The 20,139-nt window shown below is 56.7% G+C and carries 24 protein-coding genes, 4 tRNA genes and 1 other annotated feature; of the genes, 18 read left to right on the top strand and 10 right to left on the bottom strand.

Features of this window, described 5'->3' with window-relative positions:
* The first annotated feature begins 15 nt into the window (after window positions 1-15).
* The 9 genes from csrA to luxS all read left to right on the top strand — a co-directional run bounded on the left by csrA (window position 16) and on the right by luxS (window position 4,442).
* Window positions 16-201 (top strand): carbon storage regulator CsrA, encoded by a 186-nt coding sequence (csrA, locus tag GF111_RS08835; RefSeq protein ID WP_004091602.1) that lies wholly within the window; start codon window positions 16-18, stop codon window positions 199-201.
* 310 nt (window positions 202-511) lie between these two features.
* Window positions 512-604: transfer RNA gene (locus tag GF111_RS08830), tRNA-Ser, on the top strand.
* Window positions 605-607: 3 nt separating this feature from the next.
* Window positions 608-684 (top strand) — tRNA-Arg (locus GF111_RS08825).
* Window positions 685-742: 58 nt separating this feature from the next.
* Window positions 743-819: transfer RNA gene (locus tag GF111_RS08820), tRNA-Arg, on the top strand.
* Window positions 820-871: 52 nt separating this feature from the next.
* Window positions 872-948 (top strand) — tRNA-Arg (locus GF111_RS08815).
* A 175-nt stretch (window positions 949-1,123) separates the two neighbouring features.
* Entirely contained in the window at window positions 1,124-1,690 is a 567-nt protein-coding gene (gene yqaB / locus GF111_RS08810; protein WP_055312571.1) for a fructose-1-phosphate/6-phosphogluconate phosphatase, read from the top strand.
* Window positions 1,687-2,115, top strand: coding sequence for a YqaA family protein (locus GF111_RS08805; protein WP_004932520.1), 429 nt, complete (start codon window positions 1,687-1,689; stop codon window positions 2,113-2,115). Before yqaB ends, GF111_RS08805 begins: the two co-directional genes overlap by 4 nt.
* 82 nt (window positions 2,116-2,197) lie before the next feature.
* The gene (gshA, locus tag GF111_RS08800) at window positions 2,198-3,760 is read left to right on the top strand and encodes a glutamate--cysteine ligase (protein WP_147190192.1); all 1,563 of its coding nucleotides are present in this window, start codon (window positions 2,198-2,200) and stop codon (window positions 3,758-3,760) included.
* A gap of 166 nt (window positions 3,761-3,926) precedes the next feature.
* Window positions 3,927-4,442 (top strand): S-ribosylhomocysteine lyase, encoded by a 516-nt coding sequence (gene luxS, locus GF111_RS08795; RefSeq protein ID WP_019455133.1) that lies wholly within the window; start codon window positions 3,927-3,929, stop codon window positions 4,440-4,442.
* Window positions 4,443-4,509: 67 nt separating this feature from the next.
* On the opposite strand, the gene GF111_RS08790 is transcribed toward luxS, so the two are convergent.
* Both GF111_RS08790 and GF111_RS08785 read right to left on the bottom strand, forming a co-directional pair.
* Window positions 4,510-5,799, bottom strand: a complete 1,290-nt coding sequence (locus GF111_RS08790) for an HlyC/CorC family transporter (RefSeq protein ID WP_038871814.1) — start codon at window positions 5,797-5,799, stop codon at window positions 4,510-4,512.
* A gap of 42 nt (window positions 5,800-5,841) precedes the next feature.
* Window positions 5,842-6,633: an inner membrane protein YpjD gene (locus GF111_RS08785; protein WP_004932506.1), complete on the bottom strand. Its 792-nt coding sequence runs from the start codon at window positions 6,631-6,633 to the stop codon at window positions 5,842-5,844.
* Window positions 6,634-6,802: 169 nt separating this feature from the next.
* On the opposite strand from GF111_RS08785, the gene ffh reads away from it, so the two are divergent.
* The 5 genes from ffh (at window position 6,803) to rplS (ending at window position 10,419) form a co-directional block, all read left to right on the top strand.
* Complete coding sequence (gene ffh, locus GF111_RS08780; RefSeq protein ID WP_004932504.1) at window positions 6,803-8,164, top strand: signal recognition particle protein; 1,362 nt, start codon at window positions 6,803-6,805, stop codon at window positions 8,162-8,164.
* A gap of 214 nt (window positions 8,165-8,378) precedes the next feature.
* Window positions 8,379-8,627: a 30S ribosomal protein S16 gene (gene rpsP / locus GF111_RS08775; protein ID WP_004932501.1), complete on the top strand. Its 249-nt coding sequence runs from the start codon at window positions 8,379-8,381 to the stop codon at window positions 8,625-8,627.
* Window positions 8,628-8,645: 18 nt separating this feature from the next.
* Complete coding sequence (gene rimM, locus GF111_RS08770; protein WP_019455135.1) at window positions 8,646-9,194, top strand: ribosome maturation factor RimM; 549 nt, start codon at window positions 8,646-8,648, stop codon at window positions 9,192-9,194.
* A 52-nt stretch (window positions 9,195-9,246) separates the two neighbouring features.
* Window positions 9,247-10,014: a tRNA (guanosine(37)-N1)-methyltransferase TrmD gene (gene trmD, locus GF111_RS08765; protein WP_004932485.1), complete on the top strand. Its 768-nt coding sequence runs from the start codon at window positions 9,247-9,249 to the stop codon at window positions 10,012-10,014.
* 48 nt (window positions 10,015-10,062) lie between these two features.
* Window positions 10,063-10,419: a 50S ribosomal protein L19 gene (gene rplS, locus GF111_RS08760; protein ID WP_015376707.1), complete on the top strand. Its 357-nt coding sequence runs from the start codon at window positions 10,063-10,065 to the stop codon at window positions 10,417-10,419.
* 142 nt (window positions 10,420-10,561) lie between these two features.
* Here rplS and GF111_RS08755 read toward each other — a convergent pair whose 3' ends face one another.
* From GF111_RS08755 to GF111_RS08740, 4 genes are all read right to left on the bottom strand, one after another.
* A complete protein-coding gene (locus GF111_RS08755) occupies window positions 10,562-10,789 on the bottom strand; it encodes an ogr/Delta-like zinc finger family protein (protein ID WP_080491338.1) in 228 nt (75 codons plus the stop codon).
* 65 nt (window positions 10,790-10,854) lie between these two features.
* The gene (locus GF111_RS08750) at window positions 10,855-11,370 is read right to left on the bottom strand and encodes a lysozyme (RefSeq protein ID WP_055312568.1); all 516 of its coding nucleotides are present in this window, start codon (window positions 11,368-11,370) and stop codon (window positions 10,855-10,857) included.
* Entirely contained in the window at window positions 11,354-11,575 is a 222-nt protein-coding gene (locus GF111_RS08745; RefSeq protein ID WP_055312567.1) for a holin, read from the bottom strand. Before GF111_RS08745 ends, GF111_RS08750 begins: the two co-directional genes overlap by 17 nt.
* Before the next feature lie 249 nt (window positions 11,576-11,824).
* Complete coding sequence (locus tag GF111_RS08740; protein ID WP_047728881.1) at window positions 11,825-12,589, bottom strand: YdiY family protein; 765 nt, start codon at window positions 12,587-12,589, stop codon at window positions 11,825-11,827.
* Between the two features lie 505 nt (window positions 12,590-13,094).
* Between GF111_RS08740 and GF111_RS08735 the strand changes: the two genes are divergently transcribed.
* Both GF111_RS08735 and tyrA read left to right on the top strand, forming a co-directional pair.
* Complete coding sequence (locus GF111_RS08735; protein ID WP_055312566.1) at window positions 13,095-14,171, top strand: 3-deoxy-7-phosphoheptulonate synthase; 1,077 nt, start codon at window positions 13,095-13,097, stop codon at window positions 14,169-14,171.
* A 3-nt stretch (window positions 14,172-14,174) separates the two neighbouring features.
* Window positions 14,175-15,296 (top strand): bifunctional chorismate mutase/prephenate dehydrogenase, encoded by a 1,122-nt coding sequence (gene tyrA, locus GF111_RS08730; protein WP_038871798.1) that lies wholly within the window; start codon window positions 14,175-14,177, stop codon window positions 15,294-15,296.
* A 67-nt stretch (window positions 15,297-15,363) separates the two neighbouring features.
* Here the strand turns inward: tyrA and pheA are convergent, their stop codons facing one another.
* The 4 genes from pheA to bamD all read right to left on the bottom strand — a co-directional run bounded on the left by pheA (window position 15,364) and on the right by bamD (window position 18,198).
* On the bottom strand, window positions 15,364-16,521 hold the full coding sequence (gene pheA, locus GF111_RS08725) for a bifunctional chorismate mutase/prephenate dehydratase (protein ID WP_055317374.1): 1,158 nt from the start codon (window positions 16,519-16,521) through the stop codon (window positions 15,364-15,366).
* A 42-nt stretch (window positions 16,522-16,563) separates the two neighbouring features.
* Window positions 16,564-16,690: a sequence feature (Phe leader region), on the bottom strand.
* On the bottom strand, window positions 16,642-16,689 hold the full coding sequence (locus GF111_RS08720) for a hypothetical protein (protein WP_101428074.1): 48 nt from the start codon (window positions 16,687-16,689) through the stop codon (window positions 16,642-16,644). It overlaps the preceding feature by 48 nt.
* Before the next feature lie 122 nt (window positions 16,691-16,812).
* Window positions 16,813-17,154, bottom strand: a complete 342-nt coding sequence (gene raiA, locus GF111_RS08715; RefSeq protein ID WP_004932457.1) for a ribosome-associated translation inhibitor RaiA — start codon at window positions 17,152-17,154, stop codon at window positions 16,813-16,815.
* Between the two features lie 312 nt (window positions 17,155-17,466).
* Window positions 17,467-18,198 (bottom strand): outer membrane protein assembly factor BamD, encoded by a 732-nt coding sequence (gene bamD / locus GF111_RS08710; RefSeq protein WP_004932456.1) that lies wholly within the window; start codon window positions 18,196-18,198, stop codon window positions 17,467-17,469.
* Between the two features lie 131 nt (window positions 18,199-18,329).
* Here bamD and rluD point away from each other — a divergent pair, with 131 nt between their 5' ends.
* The gene (gene rluD, locus GF111_RS08705; RefSeq protein WP_004932452.1) at window positions 18,330-19,307 is read left to right on the top strand and encodes a 23S rRNA pseudouridine(1911/1915/1917) synthase RluD; all 978 of its coding nucleotides are present in this window, start codon (window positions 18,330-18,332) and stop codon (window positions 19,305-19,307) included.
* Complete coding sequence (gene yfiH / locus GF111_RS08700) at window positions 19,307-20,038, top strand: purine nucleoside phosphorylase YfiH (protein WP_094460527.1); 732 nt, start codon at window positions 19,307-19,309, stop codon at window positions 20,036-20,038. Before rluD ends, yfiH begins: the two co-directional genes overlap by 1 nt.
* Window positions 20,039-20,139: the final 101 nt, after the last annotated feature.

The following is a 20,139-nucleotide window of genomic DNA, read 5'->3' as shown; positions in this document are numbered from 1 at the left end:
TTCAAGGAGCAAAGAATGTTAATTCTGACTCGTCGAGTTGGTGAAACCCTCATGATTGGCGATGAGGTTACGGTCACTGTGCTAGGGGTAAAAGGCAACCAGGTGCGTATTGGTGTGAACGCCCCCAAAGAGGTTTCGGTTCACCGTGAAGAAATCTATCAGCGCATTCAGGCAGAGAAGTCTCAGCAGACGACTTACTGATTCCGAAGCAGCGTCTCGTTGCCAGACGAGACGCTACTGCATCGTTTTATCCACTTCCTTCGTTATCCCCTCTCTTTTTCGTGATTATTTTCCCGGTTAGTTTTCTGCTTTGTTGCTACAGACGCTGCGGTTGCCTGTTGATAAAACGCCCTTTTTGCCGTGAAATCGCCCATGTTGGGTGCGAATTGTGCAAACGCACATGAGTTGGGAAAAATTGTTTGACTTAAAAGTCGGAGAAAGTAATATGTGCGCCACGCAGTGCCGATGAGCTTCTCTAAAGCAAGTTAGGCACAATTCGAAAGAAGCGTTTGGTGAGGTGGCCGAGAGGCTGAAGGCGCTCCCCTGCTAAGGGAGTATGCGGTCAAAAGCTGCATCCGGGGTTCGAATCCCCGCCTCACCGCCATTTGCATCCGTAGCTCAGCTGGATAGAGTACTCGGCTACGAACCGAGCGGTCGGAGGTTCGAATCCTCCCGGATGCACCATATTAGCCGTATGGTAGAGTTGGGAACAAAGTACCATAGGGTATCAAAGAATTACTGTGCATCCGTAGCTCAGCTGGATAGAGTACTCGGCTACGAACCGAGCGGTCGGAGGTTCGAATCCTCCCGGATGCACCATTCTTTAAGTCTGGCTTCATTAGCGAAGCAGGCAAGCAGTAAAAACAGTAATGCATCCGTAGCTCAGCTGGATAGAGTACTCGGCTACGAACCGAGCGGTCGGAGGTTCGAATCCTCCCGGATGCACCATCTAAGAGAAACCCGCTTCGGCGGGTTTTTCGCTTTTCAGCATTTAGCCATTCTTTCCCCCCTGTCCTCCTTTGCGCCCGATCGGGCACAGCACATTCCGTTATGACGCAGTCAGCGACAACCCAACGGCTTTACGCTAAAGTAGTTTTCTTTCCTCAACGATCATGGAGTAACGATGTACGACCGCTATCAGGGTCTTATTTTCGACATGGACGGCACGATTCTGGACACCGAGCCAACGCATCGCAAAGCGTGGCGTGAAGTGCTGTCCCGTTATGACATGACGTTTGATGAAGCGGCCATGGTGGCGCTGAGCGGTTCACCGACCTGGCGCATCGCTCAGGCGATTATCGCCAGCCATCAGGCCGATCTCGATCCCCATCACCTGGCCGCGGAGAAAACCCGCGCGGTGGAAGCGATGCTGTTGGACAGCGTGCGTCCATTGCCGCTGATCGAGGTGGTGAAGTCCTATCATGGCCGCCGTCCGATGGCGGTCGGTACCGGCAGCGAGCACCGCATGGCGGAAATGCTGCTGCGTCATCTTGGCCTGTTCAACTGCTTCGACGCGCTCGTCGGTGCGGACGACGTGCAGCGCCACAAACCGGAGCCGGACACCTTCTTGCGCTGTGCCGAACTGATCGGCGTGCCGCCGGAAAAATGCGTGGTGTTTGAAGACGCCGATTTCGGCATTCAGGCGGCGAAAAGTGCCGGTATGGCTGTGGTAGACGTCCGTACGCTGTGAGTAGTACGCTAGCCGTAATATCGTTATTTGGCAGTAGCTTCCTCAGTGCGACGCTGCTGCCGGGAAATTCAGAAATCGTTCTGGTCGCCTTGCTGACCCAGAGTCGCGTCTCGCCGGAGTTGCTGGTGCTGGCCGCGACCCTGGGCAATACGCTGGGTGGCTTGACCAATGTCATTATCGGGCGCCTGTTACCGGCGTTGAAACCACAGCGGGGGCTGGCAACGGCGCTCGGGTGGCTGCAACGCTTCGGCCCGGCTGCGCTGCTGCTCAGCTGGGTGCCGGTGGTGGGCGATTTGTTGTGCGTGTTGGCAGGTTGGCTGCGCATGCCCTGGGGCTCTGTCGCGCTGTTTCTGTGTATCGGAAAGGCGCTGCGTTACATCGTTTTGGCTATGATAACGGTACAGGGTATCGCCTGGTGGCAGTAACCAAGTGAATATAACTCAATATTCTCTCGGGTGCGGATTCAGTATGCTTACGAGTTATTGTTTTTAGAAGCGGGAGGTCAATTTGATCCCGGACGTATCACAGGCGCTTTCTTGGTTGGAAGCCCATCCCCAGGCATTAAAAGGCATTCGTCGCGGCATCGAGCGTGAAACGCTGCGGGTCACGCCGAACGGCACCTTGGCGACCACCGGGCATCCGGAAAAGCTGGGCGCGGCATTGACGCACCACTGGATCACCACGGATTTCGCCGAAGCGCTGTTAGAGTTCATTACGCCGGTTGATGACAACATCGATCACCTGCTGACGTTCCTGCGCGATATTCATCGTTACGTGGCGCGCAATATCGGCGATGAGCGCATGTGGCCGCTCAGCATGCCGTGCTTTATCGAAGCCGAGCAGGATATCGAGCTGGCGCAGTTTGGTTCGTCGAACATCGGCCGCATGAAGACGCTGTACCGCGAAGGGCTGAAGAATCGCTACGGCGCGCTGATGCAGACCATTTCCGGCGTGCACTACAACTTCTCGCTGCCGCTGGAGTTTTGGCAGGCCTGGGCCGGCGTGCAGGACGCAGAAAGCGGTAAAGAGCAGATCTCGGCGGGGTATTTCCGCCTGATCCGTAACTATTACCGTTTCGGTTGGGTGATCCCGTATCTGTTCGGCGCATCGCCGGCCATTTGTTCTTCGTTCCTCAAGGGGCGTGAGACCAATCTGCCGTTCGAGCGCACCGAGCAGGGGATGTGCTACCTGCCGTATGCCACCTCGCTGCGTCTGAGCGACCTGGGTTACACCAACAAGTCGCAGAGCAATTTGGGCATCACCTTCAACGATCTGCACAGCTATGTGGCCGGTCTGAAGCGGGCGATAGCCACGCCTTCCGAAGAGTTCGCCAAGCTGGGCGTGAAAGAGGGCGATCGCTACCTGCAGCTGAATAGCAACGTGCTGCAAATCGAGAACGAGCTGTATGCGCCGATCCGGCCGAAGCGCGTGACCCAAAGCGGCGAGACGCCGTCTGACGCGCTGCTGCGCGGCGGCATCGAATACATCGAAGTGCGTTCGCTGGATATCAACCCGTTCTCGCCAATCGGCGTGGACGCGGTGCAGGCGCGTTTCCTGGATCTGTTCCTGGTGTGGTGCGCGCTGGCCGATGCGCCGGAGATGAGCAGCGATGAACTGCTGTGCACGCGCAAGAACTGGAACCGGGTGATTCTGGAAGGGCGCAAGCTGGGCCAGACCATCGGCATCGGCTGTGGCGCCAGCCATGAACCGCTCGAAAAAGTGGGTAAGGCGCTGTTCGCCGATCTGCGTCGGGTGGCGGAAGTGTTGGACAGCGAAGCCGGCAACCGTCAATACCAGCAGGTGTGCGACGAGCTGGTTGCCGCGTTCGACGATCCTGAGTTGACCTTCTCTGCGCGCATTCTGAAGGCGATGAAGGCGGAAGGCACTGGGCGCGTCGGGTTGCAGCTGGCGGAGCAGTATCGTCAGATGTTGCTGGAAGAGCCGTTGGAAATCCTGAACGAAGCCGAGCTGGATAAAGAGCGGGAAGCCTCGTGGCAGCGCCAACGCGACATAGAAGCCAATGATACGCTAAGCTTTGAAGCGTTCCTGAAGCAAAATGGCGGAAGCTGAAAAAGAAAAAGGCCACATCAATGTGGCCAAATATGCATCTCTGATGACAGGGATGATGATAACAAATGCGCGTCTTTCACATACTCAGACTCGCAGGGTTGGAAAAGGTTTCCCGGTTAGGAAAAAAAGTTTCGAAATAAATGCTCTTTTACGAGGAGGTAGCGAAATGCCATTGCTGGATAGCTTTACCGTCGATCATACCCGTATGGCAGCTCCGGCTGTCCGCGTTGCGAAAACCATGAAAACGCCTCATGGCGATACCATCACGGTGTTTGATCTGCGCTTTTGCCGCCCGAACCTGGAAGTGATGCCCGAGCGCGGCATTCATACGCTGGAGCACCTGTTCGCCGGCTTTATGCGTGACCACCTGAACGGCCAGGGCGTGGAGATTATCGACATCTCCCCGATGGGCTGTCGTACCGGTTTCTACATGAGCCTGATCGGCGTGCCGGAAGAGCAGCGCGTAGCCGATGCGTGGAAAGCGGCGATGGCCGACGTGCTGAAAGTGACCGACCAGCGCAAAATCCCTGAGCTGAACGAATACCAGTGCGGCACTTACCATATGCACTCGCTGGAAGAAGCGCAGGAGATCGCCAAGCACATCCTGGATAACGACGTGGTGGTTAACCACAACGACGAGCTGGCGCTGCCGAAAGAGAAGCTGCAGGAACTGCATATCTAGCCGCGAGTTTCCCGCAGAGATAAAAAAAAGACGCGATTTCGCGTCTTTTTTACTTTCAGGCCGGCGGTCAGTGGTGGCCGACGCTGGACTGCAGCGAGGTGATCGGCGTGACCCGCACCTGTTTGATCATGTTGCCCTGCACGTCGAGAATGTCGATATCGTAGTGGCCGATACGCACCCGGGTGCCGGTTTCAGGGATCTCTTCCAGCTCTTCGAGCAGCATACCGTTGACGGTGCGAGCCTCGCTGGCCGGCAGGGTCCAGTTAAAGGCTTTGTTCAGCTCGCGCACGTTGGCGGTACCGTCGATCAAGACCGAGCCATCGCTCTGCGGCGTGACCTCTTCCGCCAGCGTTGGTGACATTGAGGTGGTGAAGTCGCCGACGATCTCTTCGAGAATGTCTTCTACCGTGACCAGGCCCTGAATGTCGCCGTACTCGTCGACCACGATGCCGACCTTCTCTTTGTTGCGCTGGAACTTCACCAGCTGCACGTTGAGCGGCGTGCCTTCCGGCACGAAGTAGATTTCATCGGCGGCGCGCAGCAGGTTCTCTTTGTTGAACTCTTTTTTCTCGGTCATCAGGCGGTAGGCTTCCCGCACGCGCAGCATGCCGATCGCGTCGTCCAGCGAGCTGCGATACAGCACGATGCGGCCGTGCGGCGAGTGGGTCAGCTGGCGCATGATCGACTTCCAGTCGTCGTTGACGTCGATGCCGACGATCTCGGTGCGCGGCACCATGATGTCGTTAACCGTCACCTTTTCCAGGTCCAGCACCGAGATCAGCATGTCCTGATTGCGGCGGGAGATTTGCGACTGGGATTCGCGCACGATAGTGCGCAGCTCATCCTTGCTGACGGCGTCGCTGATGCGCACGTTGGTGCGGATGCCGAACAGGCGCAAGGTCAGGCTGGTGATACCGTTGAGCAGCCAGACCAGCGGGAACATCACCTTTTGCAATGGCGCCAGCAGGACGCTGCTGGGGAAGGCAATACGTTCCGGATAGAGGGCGGCGAAGGTCTTTGGCAGCACTTCGGCGAACAACAGCACGGCGAAGGTCAGTATGCCGGTCGCGATCGCCACGCCGAGATCGCCATACAGCCGCATGCCGACGATGGTCGCCAGCGCCGAGGCGAGGATGTTGACCAGGTTGTTGCCGATCAGCACCAGCCCGATCAGCCGATCCGGTTTTTGCAGCAGCTTCTCCACCCGACGCGCCGAGCGGTTGCCCTGTTTGGACAGGTGACGCAGGCGATAACGGTTGAGCGTCATCATGCCGGTTTCGGAAGCGGAGAAGTAAGCGGAGACCACGATCATGATCACCAGGATAATGATGAGGGTCCCCGTCGACACATGCTCCAATGCAGTATTCCTTATAGAGAGGGAGAATTGAACCGGGCTGGCTTAGCGCACCATCACCTGCTGAATCAGACGGCTGCCGAAGTAGGCGAGCGTCAGCAGGAAGGCGCCGGCGAAGCTGAACCAGACGACGCGGCGGCCGCGCCAGCCTTCATGGTAATGGCCCCACAACAGCACGATATACACGAACCAGGCCATGATCGACAGCACGGCTTTATGCACGTTCTCTTTGCTGAACAGATTATCCATGTACAGCAGGCCGGTGCACAGGGTGAGCGTCAGCAGCACCACGCCGATCTGGGTGATATGGAACATCTTGCGCTCGATGCTCATCAGCGGCGGCATGTCGGCGCTAAAGGTCAACTTCTTGTTTTTCAGAAGGTAGTCGAGCCAGGCGAGCTGCAAGGCGTAGAGCGCGGCGATGATCAGGGTAGCGTAAGAGAACAGCGCCAAGCCGATATGCACCATCAGTTCCGGGCTGGCCTCCAGGTGAGTGATGAACTCGCCGGGCATGAAGCTGGCGAAGGCCAGGTTGATCATCGCGAAGCTGTAGACGATCGGCAGCAGGAACCAGCCGCGGTCGCGCGAGGCGACGAAGGTCATCACCGAGCAGATGATCAGGCTGACGATGGAGCCAATGTTCAGCAGGCTGAGATTCTGCCCGGCGCTGACGTCAAAGATGCGCTGCTGCAGCGCGATGGCATGGCAAATCAGCGCCACCACCGCCGAGACGAGGGCAAGCCGACGGTATGCGCTGTTCTTCCGCAACAAGCTGGGAATGATCAGTCCAAGGCTGAGCAGGTAGGCCATCAAAGCCACAATGGAGAAAACTGGCATAGCGTTTAATTTTGCTTCGGCGTGGTTAATTGGAGTGTCAGTATAACGTTGCGCGCGTTTCACTCCAACCTATCTCCAACGCTGAGGCAGAGATCCGCCGCGCTTCGTGTTATCATCGGCGCAATTGTGTCGCCGGAGCGGCCTGTCATTACACGTTGAGCATGAGACGATGTTTGAAAATTTAACCGATCGATTGTCGCGCACGTTGCGCAATATCAGCGGCCGCGGGCGGCTGACCGAAGAGAATATCAAGGAAACCCTGCGTGAAGTGCGTATGGCATTGCTGGAAGCGGACGTTGCGCTGCCGGTGGTGCGCGACTTCATCAACCGCGTCAAAGAGAGCGCGGTCGGCCATGAAGTCAACAAGAGCCTGACGCCGGGGCAGGAATTCGTCAAGATCGTCAAGGGCGAGCTGATCGCCGCGATGGGCGAAGTCAACACCGAGCTGAATCTGGCGGCCCAGCCGCCGGCGGTGGTGCTGATGGCGGGCTTGCAGGGTGCCGGTAAAACCACCAGCGTCGGTAAACTCGGCAAATTCCTGAAAGAAAAACAGAAGAAGAAAGTGTTGGTGGTTTCCGCGGACGTTTATCGCCCGGCGGCGATCAAACAGCTGGAAACGCTGGCGGAAGGCGTCGGCATCGATTTCTTCCCGTCTGACGTCAAAGAAAAACCGATCGACATCGTCAATCGCGCGCTGCAACAGGCCAAGCTGAAATTCTACGACGTACTGATCGTCGATACCGCCGGCCGTTTGCACGTTGACGAAGCGATGATGGACGAGATCAAACAGGTGCACGCGGCGATCAAGCCGGTGGAAACCCTGTTCGTGGTCGACGCCATGACCGGCCAGGACGCCGCCAATACCGCCAAGGCGTTTAACGAAGCGCTGCCGCTGACCGGCGTGGTGCTGACCAAGGTCGACGGCGACGCGCGCGGCGGTGCCGCGCTGTCCATCCGTCATATCACCGGCAAGCCGATCAAATTCCTCGGCGTGGGCGAGAAGACCGAAGCGCTGGAGCCGTTCTACCCGGATCGCGTGGCATCGCGCATCCTGGGCATGGGCGACGTGCTGTCGCTGATCGAAGATATCGAAAGCAAGGTCGACCGCGAGCAGGCGGAGAAGTTGGCCAACAAGCTGAAGAAGGGCGACGGTTTCGATCTGACCGACTTCCTGGAGCAGCTCAAGCAGATGCGCAACATGGGCGGCATGGCCAACATGCTGAGCAAGCTGCCGGGCGCCGGCCAGCTGCCGGACAACGTCAAGTCGCAGATGGACGATAAAGTGCTGGTGCGCATGGAGGCGATCATCAACTCGATGACGCTGAAAGAGCGCGCCAAACCGGAAATCATCAAGGGCTCGCGCAAGCGCCGCATCGCGATGGGGGCCGGCATGCAGGTGCAGGACGTCAACCGCTTGCTGAAGCAGTTCGACGAAATGCAGCGTATGATGAAGAAGATGAAGAAAGGCGGTATGGCGAAGATGATGCGCGGCATGAAAGGTATGATGCCGCCGGGCTTCCCAGGCCGCTGACGGGCTCCCGCACGCCGAGTGCGGGCGCTTTCAGCATTCGCCGTTCGCGGTGAAAACCGCCCGAAATTTGACAGGCTGCAAAAGTTGTCCCCTGCGATCGACGCTTTAGATTGCTTTTTGCGCCAAAATGAGTAAAATTTTCGGGCTTTTTATATTGCAACCGGGCCCCGTCCCTCAATGGGGCCCGGCTGTTTTATTAACTAAAGAGGATGTTATGGTAACAATTCGTTTGGCTCGTGGCGGCGCTAAAAAGCGTCCGTTCTATCAAGTAGTAGTGACCGACAGCCGCAACGCTCGTGATGGTCGTTTCATCGAGCGCGTAGGCTTCTTCAACCCGATCGCTTCCGGTCAGGCTGAAGCACTGCGTCTGGACCTGGACCGCATCGAGCACTGGGTTGGTCTGGGTGCAACCGTTTCTGATCGCGTTCACGCGCTGATCAAAGACGCTAAGAAAGCAGCTTAATCTGTCGCGGTGGTGGCAATGAGCAAGCAACTCAAACCGGTAGCGCCTAAGCAGCCGATTGTACTCGGTAAAATGGGGTCCGCTTACGGCATTCGTGGTTGGCTCAGAGTGTTTTCATCCACCGAGAACGCCGAAAGCATTTTTGACTATCAGCCGTGGTTTATCCAGCAGGCGGGTCAGTGGCAGCACATCGAGTTGGAAGATTGGAAGCGCCACAGTCAGGATCTGATCATCAAGGTCAAAGGCATTGACGATCGGGACGCGGCGAATCTGCTGACTAATCGCGAGATTATGGTGGATTCTGAGCAACTTCCTCCGCTGGAGGGTGACGATTACTACTGGAAAGACCTGATGGGCTGCCAGGTAGTCACCACCGCCGGCTACGAGCTGGGTAAAGTCATCGATATGATGGAAACCGGCTCGAACGATGTGATGGTTGTGAAAGCGAACCTGAAAGATGCGTTCGGCATGAAGGAGCGGTTGATTCCGTTTCTTCATGGGCAGGTTATCAAGAAAGTCGATCTCACTGCCCGCGTGATTGAGGCAGATTGGGATCCTGGTTTTTGACCCCCGGATCAAACGGTCGAAGCAAGTGGAATAACGGTAAGGGGATTGGCTTGTGTTCATCGGTATTGTAAGCCTGTTTCCTGAGATGTTCCGCGCTATCACCGATTACGGGGTGACTGGCCGGGCAGTAAAAAATGGCCTGCTGAGCGTGCAGTGTTGGAGTCCTCGCGACTTCACCTACGACCGGCATCGCACCGTGGACGATCGCCCCTATGGCGGCGGCCCGGGAATGCTGATGATGGTGCAACCTTTACGGGAAGCCATTCATGCGGCGAAAGCAGCGGCAGGCGAGGGAGCAAAGGTGATTTATCTGTCACCTCAGGGGCGCAAGCTGGATCAAACCGGCGTGTGCGAACTGGCGGCCAATCAGAAGATGATTCTGGTGTGCGGCCGTTACGAAGGGATAGACGAGCGCGTAATCCAAACCGAAATTGACGAAGAATGGTCAATCGGCGATTACGTTCTCAGCGGCGGGGAACTGCCGGCGATGACTCTGATTGATTCAGTCGCCCGTTTCATACCGGGTGTGCTGGGCCATCAGGCCTCAGCGGAGGAAGACTCCTTCGCCGACGGATTGCTGGACTGCCCGCACTATACCCGCCCAGAGGTGTTGGAAGGGATGGAAGTACCGCCGGTTTTGCTGTCGGGCAACCATGCCGAGATACGTCGCTGGCGCTTAAAGCAGTCGCTGGGCCGAACCTGGCTTAGAAGACCTGAACTTCTAGAAAGCCTAGCTCTGACTGACGAGCAAGCGGTGTTGCTGGCTGAGTTCCAACGGGAACATCAGGCCAGGCAACAGGACTATGAAGGAAACGTCTGACATCAGACGGGACCGATATATCAGTTTACCTAGGGTAAGAGACATATTATGAGCAACATTATTAAGCAACTTGAACAAGAGCAGATGAAACAAGACGTACCTGCATTCCGTCCGGGTGATTCCGTGGAAGTGAAGGTATGGGTCGTTGAAGGTAGCAAAAAACGTCTGCAGGCATTCGAGGGCGTGGTTATCGCTATCCGTAACCGCGGTCTGCACTCTGCATTCACTGTTCGTAAGATTTCCAACGGCGAAGGTGTTGAGCGCGTATTCCAGACTCACTCCCCAGTAATCGACAGCATTACTGTTAAACGTCGTGGTGCCGTTCGTAAAGCTAAACTGTACTACCTGCGTGAACGTACTGGTAAGGCTGCTCGTATCAAAGAGCGTCTGAACCGCGTTAACTAACGCTGCATCCAAAAGTTAATAGTTATCAGGGGTTGGCCTATGCCAACCCCTTTTTTTATCTGAAAATCCGGCTTCGTTGCATTTGCGAGATTTGGCCACGTTGTCGCGACATTAAAAAGCCTGCATCAGCAGGCTTTTTGCATTACAGCGCGGCAGCGCTTTGTTTATGCTGATTCTCCAGCGGGTGCGGCTGCGCCGGGACAATGTCATCGCCGGGCTTGACGATCACCCGTGCCACGGATTCGTGCGTGGCGAACGTGCAGCTGCAGTTGATGTTGCGGCATTGATGGTAACGCTCTTTGGTCGACTCGCTCAGATAGCGACTGGAGCGAGTGTGGGCCACATGACCGCATAGTGGACAGTGCATCATAAGAACCTCCCTTGAACAAATTAAGTGAAATTGTTGTGGCATCATCACTTAGGCGAGCGAGCCCGTCATGATGAGGCAATGCCTTGCAAGCACAGTGCGCGTTCCGTGGCGCGTCGCTGTTCCAGCCCCTTGTTTTTCTTTCCGTTTACGTAAACCCAACGTGGCAACTGATCGCAAGCCTGTTGCCACTGGCGCTGCTGCAGCAGCGTGACCAGCGTGGAGTGGCAGGCGGCGCTGATGCCCACGTTGAAGGCGAAGGCGATCACCGCGTCATAGGTTTCTTGTGGGAGCGTTTGCGGCAGGCAGGCAGCCATGCCACGCTCGGTGCGGCGAACATCGTCTACCAAATCCACAGCGGCTTGCCGCTCATCGATAGCCTGGTCCGGGATGACGCCGGCGGTGTGTCCAATGCCCTGTGTCCACACTCCGGCGCTGCACTGGTAAAGCGACAGGCGGCAACCTTCGAGATCGGCGATCAGCCTGAGGCCGGCTTCTGAGGTTTGCAGCTCGCCAAATGACGGTAACAGCACGGCGATGGCCAAAACGGCGGCGACGCTGCAGCGCTTAACGATTGCACTCATCGTAAATTTTCCTCCGTGATGCCGCATTACGCTCAATAGCCTTCAAGATCTGCAGGCTTTTACGTCGGTAGTACCAGTTCACCAGAAACGTGCCGATTCCTACCGCCGCACCGACTAAAAAAGCAATGTCCTGCGGAGAGAGCCTGCCGAGCCAGGCGAGAAACAGCGCCATGACGTAGGTGATGAATGAGGTGATTTTCTCCATAGATTATGCTCACTTTGTTTACAGTCTCTCGGAGCTGGGGGGGATCGATGCGTTGTTGGCCACTCGCTATCGAAATCCATCATGCCCCGAGGCTGGATAATAACTACTGTTCATACATACAGTATTAAGCTATTTGCTAAAGTCGTCAATGGGCGAGATGAATATTTTTAGCAGATTGTGCAAGAGAGAGCGGCGGGTATAAAAAAAGCCCATCGATGATGGGCTTCAAGAGATTCTGGGCGGGGGAGGTTACAGGCCGTAGACCAGCGTGACCGAGGTGGTGGTATCGGTGTTCTTCGGCGCAGAGGCCGGTGGCTTGCTGTTATAGGTCACGGTGTAAGCTACGCGTAGTGAGAAGCGATCGTTGATCGCTACGTTCAACGCGCTTTCCGAGTTCAGCGTGGTTTCCTCGTTCGCCAGCGCGGAAACGCCCTGAATGAACTTGGTGTTGTCGGTCAGCTGATAGGAATAGTTGGCCGCACCGTAGGCCAGCCCTTTGGTCGAGCGGCCGCCGCCGTGGTATTCGTCATGGCGCACGCCGGGACCGAATTCCACACGCAGATCGCTGAGCGGCCCGTTGAGGAGTTGACGGCCGTAACCGCCGGTCAGCGTAGAGCGCGAGTCATAACCGTTGAAACGGTCGCTCAGCCAGCTGGCCTGGCCGAACAGGTAGTTGCGATCGGTCAGGTTATAGCGCGTACGGCCACCGGCCTGGTACTTTTCGGACGAGCGCACGTTGGAGGAGGTGGTGTTGTTGGCTGCCCCCCACAGGCTATATGCCGCGTCGGTATTGAACCAGGTCATGTTGGTGTTGGCCAACAGGGTGGAGCTTTGCGAGTTGCCGGACTGGGCGTTGTAGCCCGCCTGTACGTTGCCTTCGAACGGTTTCTTGGCGGTGGCCGGATCGTCCATCGCGGTGAAAAGCGTATTGTCGGCAAGGGCTGAAACACTGGTGAAAGTCGTTAAGCAGCAAATATACAGCGGAAAAGCGCGACGAGCGCGAGAAGAGAGCATCTTGGATCCAGTTGTTAAGGGTGGTTATTGTTGATGACGGTCACATTATATCGGTTCACTTCGGCGACAAAAATAGCCGCCATTAGCTTAAGTTTTTAATTTTTATTCCTCATTTATTCGCTTTTCTTCTACTTAAATTCATCGCTTTCGGCGGCATTTCGTGCTGAGTCTGACGGTATCCGCTACTGCCCGTTCGTGGGTGCCGAGACGGGCGGTTTATCTTCCCTGTAAAATCGATTGTACATATATGTTTACGTCCTGAGTTTTGATTGGCAGGGGGCATAGGTACGTTTTGATGATCTTGTCATTTGATTATGACGTTGAATTAAATGTATTTAATTGTGTTTTTGTGATGTTTTTATACATGTTTTTTCATAAGTAAAAGCACGGTAATTTTTTATTTACGGAAATTGGATTGAAAACTTTACATTGCGTGATAAGGTAGAGCCCTGAAACGCTCAATGTTCCATTTCAACGCATAACGCCAAACGACAGGAATAGCATCATGCAAAAAGACGCGCTCAATAACGTACACATCAGTGCAGAACAGGTTCTCATCACGCCGGAGGAGCTGAAGAATCAGTTCCCGCTTAGCGCCGACGACGAAAATGAAATCGCCACCGCGCGCAATACCATCGCCAACATTTTGCAGGGGCGCGATCATCGCCTGTTGGTGGTGTGCGGGCCTTGTTCGATCCACGATCCGGATGCGGCGCTGGACTACGCCCGTCGTTTGAAAATCCTGGCGGCTGACTTGAGCGATCAGCTGTATATCGTTATGCGCGTCTATTTTGAAAAACCCAGAACCACTGTCGGCTGGAAAGGTTTAATCAACGATCCGTACATGGACGGTTCGTTTGACGTTGAAGCAGGCCTGCATATCGCGCGTCGCCTGTTGCTGGATCTGGTGGGCATGGGCTTGCCGTTGGCTACCGAAGCGTTGGATCCGAACAGCCCGCAGTACCTGGGGGACTTGTTCAGCTGGTCGGCGATCGGCGCGCGCACCACCGAATCGCAGACCCACCGCGAAATGGCTTCCGGCCTGTCGATGCCGGTCGGGTTCAAAAACGGCACCGACGGCAGTCTGGGTACCGCCATCAACGCCATGCGCGCCGCCGCTATGCCGCACCGCTTCGTCGGCATCAACCAGGCGGGCCAGGTTTGCCTGCTGCAGACCCAGGGCAATCCGGACGGGCACGTGATCCTGCGCGGCGGCAAAACCCCGAACTACAGCGCCGAGCACGTTGCGGCCTGTGAAAAACAGATGCTCGAGGCGGGACTCCATCCGTCCTTGATGATAGATTGCAGCCATGGCAACTCGAATAAAGACTATCGCCGTCAGCCGGCGGTGGCCGAGTCCGTGGTGGAGCAGATCAAAGCGGGCAACCGTTCGATCACCGGCATTATGCTGGAGAGCCATCTGCATGAGGGCAATCAGTCTTCCGAACAGCCGCGTGCAGACATGCGTTACGGTGTGTCCGTCACCGACGCCTGCATCGACTGGGAGAGCACGGAAACGCTGCTGCGTCATATGCATCAGGAACTCGGCGCTGTGCTGACGGCACGCACGGGAGAAAAGTAAGTTATGGTGGCAGAACTGACCGCGCTGCGCGATCAAATCGACGAGGTGGACAAAGCGTTGCTGGATCTGCTGGCAAAACGCCTGCATCTGGTAGCGGAAGTGGGGGAGGTGAAAAGCCGCCACGGTTTACCGGTTTATGTGCCGGAGCGCGAGGCGGCGATGCTGGCCTCGCGCCGTCAGGAGGCGGAAAACCTCGGGGTGCCGCCGGATTTGATCGAGGACGTCTTGCGCCGCGTGATGCGCGAATCATACGTCAGCGAGAACGATAAAGGCTTTAAAACCCTGTGCCCGCAGCTGAGGCCGATCGTCATCATCGGCGGCAACGGCCAGATGGGCCGGTTGTTCAACCGTCTGCTGACGCTGTCGGGTTATCAGGTCAGGGTATTGGATCAGGAAGATTGGCCGCAGGCGGAACAGCTGTTGGCCGACGCCGGCATGGTGATCGTCAGCGTGCCGATCCATGTGACAGAGCAGGTGATAAGCCGCCTGCCAACGTTGCCCGACGACTGTATTCTGGTGGATTTGGCGTCGGTGAAGAACCGTCCGCTGCATGCGATGCTGGCGGTGCACAGCGGCCCGGTGGTGGGGCTGCACCCGATGTTCGGCCCGGACGTTGGCAGTGTGGCGAAGCAGGTAGTGGTCTACTGCGATGGCCGCCGGCCGGAGGCTTACCAGTGGTTGCTTGAACAACTGCAGGTGTGGGGGGCACGGCTGCATCGCATCAGCGCGGTCGAACACGATCAGAACATGGCGTTTATTCAGGCGCTGCGGCACTTCGCCACCTTTGCCTACGGGCTGCACCTGGCGGAAGAGAACGTGCAATTGGAGCAGCTGCTGGCGCTCTCCTCGCCGATCTACCGGCTGGAGTTGGCGATGGTTGGCCGCCTGTTTGCGCAGGATCCGCAACTGTACGCCGACATCATTATGTCGTCGGAGGAAAACGTGGCGCTGATTAAGCGTTACTACCAACGCTTCGGCGAGGCGATAAAGTTGTTGGAGCATGGCGACAAACAGGCGTTTATCGACAGTTTCCGCAAGGTGGAGCACTGGTTCGGCGATTACGCCCAGCGCTTCCTGGTGGAGAGCCGCACGCTGTTGCGGCAGGCTAACGACAGCCGGCAGTAAAACGCGGGCGGTAAACGTAAACGTAAAGGTAAAGGGTTCGGCTTGGCCGAACCCTTTTTTTATGGTTTCAGGATGGGTTGACCGGCACCACGGTGTCGCTCGGGTAACAGCCCAGTACCTTCAGCGAGCGGGTGATTGGTGCCAGATCGCGCAGCGCTTTTTGCATCGCGTCGGCACGCAGATTGGCCTGCACATCGATATAAAACATCTCTTCCCACGGATTGCCGTTGATCGGGCGTGACTCCAGCTTGGTCATGATGATGCCGTTGTCGCGCAGTACCAGCAGTGCTTCGACCAGTGCGCCGGATTGCTGGCCGGTCGCCATGATCAGCGTGGTTTTGGCCGGTACCTGTTCGGAGACATCAATCGCTTTACGCGCCAGGACGATAAAGCGGGTGATGTTCTGTTGCTGGTTGGCGAGGTTGTGTTCCAGCACCTGCAGCCCGTACAGTGCGCCGCCGGCTTCGCTGCCCAGCGCCGCTACCTTCGGTGAATTCAGCTTGGCGACTTTCTCCATCGCGGCGGCGGTGCTTTCGGTGTATTCGATTTTCCAGTGCGGGAAGCGGTTCAGGAACTGGCTGCACTGCTGGAACGGCTGCGGGTGGCTGTAGACGGTTTCAATCTGGCTCAAATCGCTGTCGCCGGCCACCAGAACGCAGTGGTTGATCGGGTTGGTCAGTTCACCGACGATCGACAGACTGGTGTGTTGCAGCAGATCGTACACCTCGTTAATCGAGCCGGAGCTGGTGTTCTCTATCGGCAGAATCGCGTAGTCCGCTTGGCCGGTTTCCACCTGGGCGAAGATATCCTGAAACTTCTGGCAGCCGCATTCGATCAACCGATCGAAGTGGCGGGCAGCGTATTGGCGCGCAGCCAGATGCGAGTAAGAGCCTTTCGGGCCGAGGAAGGCGATGCGGGCGGAGTGCTGGCTGACGGGGTTGAGCTGGTGCTGCAGCAGCGCCTGCTGGGTCAGAACGGAGTCTTCAATGATCAGTTGGAACAGGCGGGTGACGTAGAAGCCGTCCAGGTCGTAAGGTTTGGCGGCGGCGATCAGCGCGTCCAGCAGGTCGCGCTCGCGTTCTTTATCGCGGATCGGGCGGTGAGAGTGCAGCTTGGTCCTGCCGACTTCGATCGCCAGCTCACGGCGTTCCGCCAGCAGGGCCAACAGTTTCAAGTCCAGTGCGCTGATGCGCTCGCGCAGCACCAATAACGGGTTGTCAGTCATAATCAGCTTCCGCCTTCAGTTCTTATTCGTTGTTAAATAGCCATAAAAAAAGCCCCCTGTTTCCAGGAGGCCTTGTTGTTCGTCTTCGCATTCTTTCTCACACGACGAAACGCCTCCCAGTCAGGGGAAGGTAAAAAAGAATGCGAAGAAAAACGGTGTGCGTGGCATGGTCTACCTAAGGTTAATGCGATCAGGTTTTAAAGTAACCGCTGGCTTTTACCCCGTCAACAAAAATACCCGACAAAAAACGCGCCCTCGGGCGCGTTTGATGTGGCAATCGCTGTCGGACGGTTATTCTTGCTCTTGCGTGACTTCCGGCACGATGTCTTTCACGCTGGCATTGCAGCGGCGCGCTTCGCCTTTGTGCTGCACCTTGTTAAGCTGGCGTTCCAGCTTGGCGATCAGCTCATTAACGGCGGTGTACATGTCGTCATGTTTGGCGCTGGCGACCAGCGGGCCGTTAGGCGTGGTAATGGTAGCGTCGGCGACAAACCCCTGCGGTTCTTTGGATAAGACGATATGCGGGTTTATCAGCTGGGTCTGCCATTTTTCCAGTTTGGTGAGACGGTCTTCGACGTGATTGCGGATTGCGGGAGTGATATCCATTTGTTTGCTGGTAATGTTCAATGTCATATAACTTACCTCTCTGTCTTTCCGTCTTGGTGAATCCAGCATACCCCGCTTTTTGTTTAAATGCGTGATGTAAATCACGATTTTTTGTCACTTTTTGCAAAGTTAGTTCAATCTGTGATTCAGCATCTGAATTGGTTATCTAATGCTTGAGAGTTGTCGCCGGATGGCGCATTATCGATGAGTTGACCGGTGAGGAGCGCTAGCTAACACCGTGTTTTTACTTGTGTATTTCTCCAGTAAAAAACCGCTCCACGCCAATGAAAACGGCAGCCGAGGCTGCCGTTTTGTTTTTCTGTCGTTGCCGACGCGCGGTTATTGCGGGTTGGCGGCGATCACTTTGGCCACTTTGTCAGCCTGGCCGTTCAGCTGCAGCTGCTTGTAGGCATTTTCCATCAGCGGCAACACGTCGTGCGTCGCTTTGGTATCCGGGAATTCACGCAACATCTGCTCGGCGCGATTAACGACCGCGACGTAAGCACCGCGTTTAGTGTAGTATTCCGCCACCGAAAGCTCATACTTGGCCAAACGGTCTTTCAGATACACCAAACGCTTGTTGGCGTCGGTCGCGTATTGGCTGTTCGGGTATTGCTGAATCAACTGGCTGAAGTCGCGGAACGCAGCGCGAGCGTGCTGAGGATCGCGGTCAGAACGGTCAACCCCGAAGAAGCCCTGCAGTGCGCTGTCATCGAGCGCCATGTCGGTCAGGCCGCGCATGTACATCACGTAATCGATGTTCGGGTGCGTCGGGTTCAGACGCATGAAGCGATCGATGGATGCCTGAGCCATCGGCAAGTCGGCAGCCTTATAGTAGGCGTAAATCAAATCCAGCTGGACCTGCTGGGAATACGGCCCGAAAGGATAGCGGTTATCTAACGCTTCGAGTTGCGTAATCGCGCCCTTGAAGTTACCGTCCTGCAGTTTTTGCTGCGCGGTAGCATAGATTTCCGAAGGTGGGTTGTCGGGAACCGCATCCTTGGATGTGGAGCAACCTGCCAGCGCCAGGCTCAACGTGGCTGCTGCCACCAGATATTTCATACGCGTCATGACGTTTTGATTATCCTCAGGGTGTTATTCCGGGAGACTGTCCGTTAAGCTCCCGACAAAGACCAGGTACAATAGCACATTATATTAAACGGCATCGCCGTGAAAACCCAACGTTAACGAAGAAGCTGCATATGGCACAACAAGTACAACTCACCGCAACGGTGGCCGAATCTCAACTCGGACAACGTTTAGATCAGGCTTTGGCCGAATTGTTCCCTGATTATTCACGATCTCGCATAAAAGAGTGGATCCTGGGCGATCGGGTGAAGGTCAATGGCAAAACGTCAAATAAACCGAAAGAGAAGGTGCTGGGCGGAGAGACCGTCGCCATCGATGCACAGATTGAAGAAGAGGCGCGTTGGGAGCCACAGGATATCGCGCTGGATATCGTCTATGAAGACAGTGACATCCTGGTGATCAACAAACCGCGCGATTTGGTGGTGCACCCTGGCGCCGGTAACCCGGACGGCACGGTGCTCAATGCGTTGCTGCATCATTACCCGGAAATCGCCGACGTGCCGCGTGCCGGCATCGTGCACCGTCTGGATAAAGACACCACCGGTCTGATGGTGGTGGCGAAAACCGTGCCGGCACAAACCCGGCTGGTGGAAGCGCTGCAGGCGCGTGAAATTACCCGTGAATACGAAGCGGTGGCGATCGGCACCATGACCGCCGGCGGCACGGTAGAAGAGCCAATCGCGCGTCACTCCACCAAGCGCACCCACATGGCGGTACACCCGATGGGTAAACCGGCGGTGACGCACTACCGCATCATGGAACACTTCCGTGCGCACACCCGACTGCGCCTGCGCCTGGAAACCGGCCGTACTCACCAGATCCGCGTACACATGGCCTATATCAGCCATCCGCTGGTGGGTGATCCGCTGTACGGCGGCCGTCCACGTCCGCCGAAGGGCGCTTCGGAAGCCTTCATCAACACGCTGCGCGGCTTTGACCGTCAGGCGCTGCATGCCACCATGCTGCGTTTGTACCACCCGATCAGCGGCATCCAGATGGAGTGGCATGCGCCGCTGCCGCAGGACATGGTCGATCTGATCAACGCGCTGAAGGCGGACACCGAAGAATTCAAAGATCAGATGGACTGGTAATGAATTCACTCATTCTGCCCGACTGGCCGTTGCCTCCCGGCGTTAAGGCCTGCAGCACCACGCGCGGCGGCGGCGCCAGCCTGCCGCCTTATGACTCGCTGAATCTCGGCACCCACGTCGGTGACGAGGAGCAAGCGGTGAAGCGCAATCGGGAACGGTTGGTTACCGTCGCCGGCTTGCCGCAGATGCCGGTGTGGCTTGAGCAGGTACACGGCACCCGCGTGGTGACGTTGACGGGGCATCCGCCCGCCGATCTGCGGGCGGATGCGGTGTACAGCAACGTGCCTGGGCAGGTGTGTGCCGTGATGACGGCGGATTGTCTGCCGGTGCTGTTCTGCTCGCAGAACGGCGATGAAGTGGCCGCCGCCCACGCCGGCTGGCGTGGGCTATGCCACGGCGTGCTGGAGCAAACCGTGGCGGCGTTCAGCGCCGCACCGGGCCAGATCCGCGCCTGGCTGGGGCCGGCGATCGGCCCGCAGCAGTTTGAAGTCGGGCCGGAGGTGCGTGCCGCCTTTATCGCGGAAGACGCCGAAGCCGCGGCGGCGTTTACGCCGCACGGCGATAAGTTTTTGGCTAATATTTACTTACTGGCGCGCCAACGTTTGTTGCGGGCAGGCGTGCAGGCCATCTATGGCGGCGACCGCTGCACGGTTAACGAAAAGAGTCATTTTTTCTCCTATCGACGCGATGGAATAACCGGACGTCTGGCAAGTTTAATCTGGCTGATATAACCTATTGAATTAGGACGATCCAACGACGCATGGCGTTGTACCGAAAATTTAGCGTCGAGATAACCTTGAAAATTTGAGGGATGACCTCATTTAATCTCCAG

The organism is Serratia sp. HRI, assembly GCF_010119335.3.
Taxonomy (GTDB): Bacteria; Pseudomonadota; Gammaproteobacteria; order Enterobacterales; family Enterobacteriaceae; genus Serratia; species Serratia nevei.
The sequence above is the reverse complement of the archived record's forward strand: the minus strand, read 5'-3'. Positions and strand labels throughout refer to the sequence as shown.

Excerpts from the sequence above, each read along its gene's own strand:
- rimM (WP_019455135.1), top strand. The coding sequence starts at position 8,646 with ATGAGCAAGCAACTCAAACCGGTAGCGCCTAAGCAGCCGATTGTACTC.
- yqaB (WP_055312571.1), top strand. The coding sequence starts at position 1,124 with ATGTACGACCGCTATCAGGGTCTTATTTTCGACATGGACGGCACGATT.
- luxS (WP_019455133.1), top strand. The coding sequence starts at position 3,927 with ATGCCATTGCTGGATAGCTTTACCGTCGATCATACCCGTATGGCAGCT.
- rplS (WP_015376707.1), top strand. The coding sequence starts at position 10,063 with ATGAGCAACATTATTAAGCAACTTGAACAAGAGCAGATGAAACAAGAC.
- yfiH (WP_094460527.1), top strand. The coding sequence starts at position 19,307 with ATGAATTCACTCATTCTGCCCGACTGGCCGTTGCCTCCCGGCGTTAAG.
- GF111_RS08740 (WP_047728881.1), bottom strand. The coding sequence starts at position 12,589 with ATGCTCTCTTCTCGCGCTCGTCGCGCTTTTCCGCTGTATATTTGCTGC.
- pheA (WP_055317374.1), bottom strand. The coding sequence starts at position 16,521 with ATGACTGACAACCCGTTATTGGTGCTGCGCGAGCGCATCAGCGCACTG.
- GF111_RS08735 (WP_055312566.1), top strand. The coding sequence starts at position 13,095 with ATGCAAAAAGACGCGCTCAATAACGTACACATCAGTGCAGAACAGGTT.
- csrA (WP_004091602.1), top strand. The coding sequence starts at position 16 with ATGTTAATTCTGACTCGTCGAGTTGGTGAAACCCTCATGATTGGCGAT.
- GF111_RS08750 (WP_055312568.1), bottom strand. The coding sequence starts at position 11,370 with ATGAGTGCAATCGTTAAGCGCTGCAGCGTCGCCGCCGTTTTGGCCATC.
- rpsP (WP_004932501.1), top strand. The coding sequence starts at position 8,379 with ATGGTAACAATTCGTTTGGCTCGTGGCGGCGCTAAAAAGCGTCCGTTC.
- ffh (WP_004932504.1), top strand. The coding sequence starts at position 6,803 with ATGTTTGAAAATTTAACCGATCGATTGTCGCGCACGTTGCGCAATATC.
- bamD (WP_004932456.1), bottom strand. The coding sequence starts at position 18,198 with ATGACGCGTATGAAATATCTGGTGGCAGCAGCCACGTTGAGCCTGGCG.
- tyrA (WP_038871798.1), top strand. The coding sequence starts at position 14,175 with ATGGTGGCAGAACTGACCGCGCTGCGCGATCAAATCGACGAGGTGGAC.
- rluD (WP_004932452.1), top strand. The coding sequence starts at position 18,330 with ATGGCACAACAAGTACAACTCACCGCAACGGTGGCCGAATCTCAACTC.
- GF111_RS08755 (WP_080491338.1), bottom strand. The coding sequence starts at position 10,789 with ATGATGCACTGTCCACTATGCGGTCATGTGGCCCACACTCGCTCCAGT.
- GF111_RS08745 (WP_055312567.1), bottom strand. The coding sequence starts at position 11,575 with ATGGAGAAAATCACCTCATTCATCACCTACGTCATGGCGCTGTTTCTC.
- GF111_RS08785 (WP_004932506.1), bottom strand. The coding sequence starts at position 6,633 with ATGCCAGTTTTCTCCATTGTGGCTTTGATGGCCTACCTGCTCAGCCTT.
- raiA (WP_004932457.1), bottom strand. The coding sequence starts at position 17,154 with ATGACATTGAACATTACCAGCAAACAAATGGATATCACTCCCGCAATC.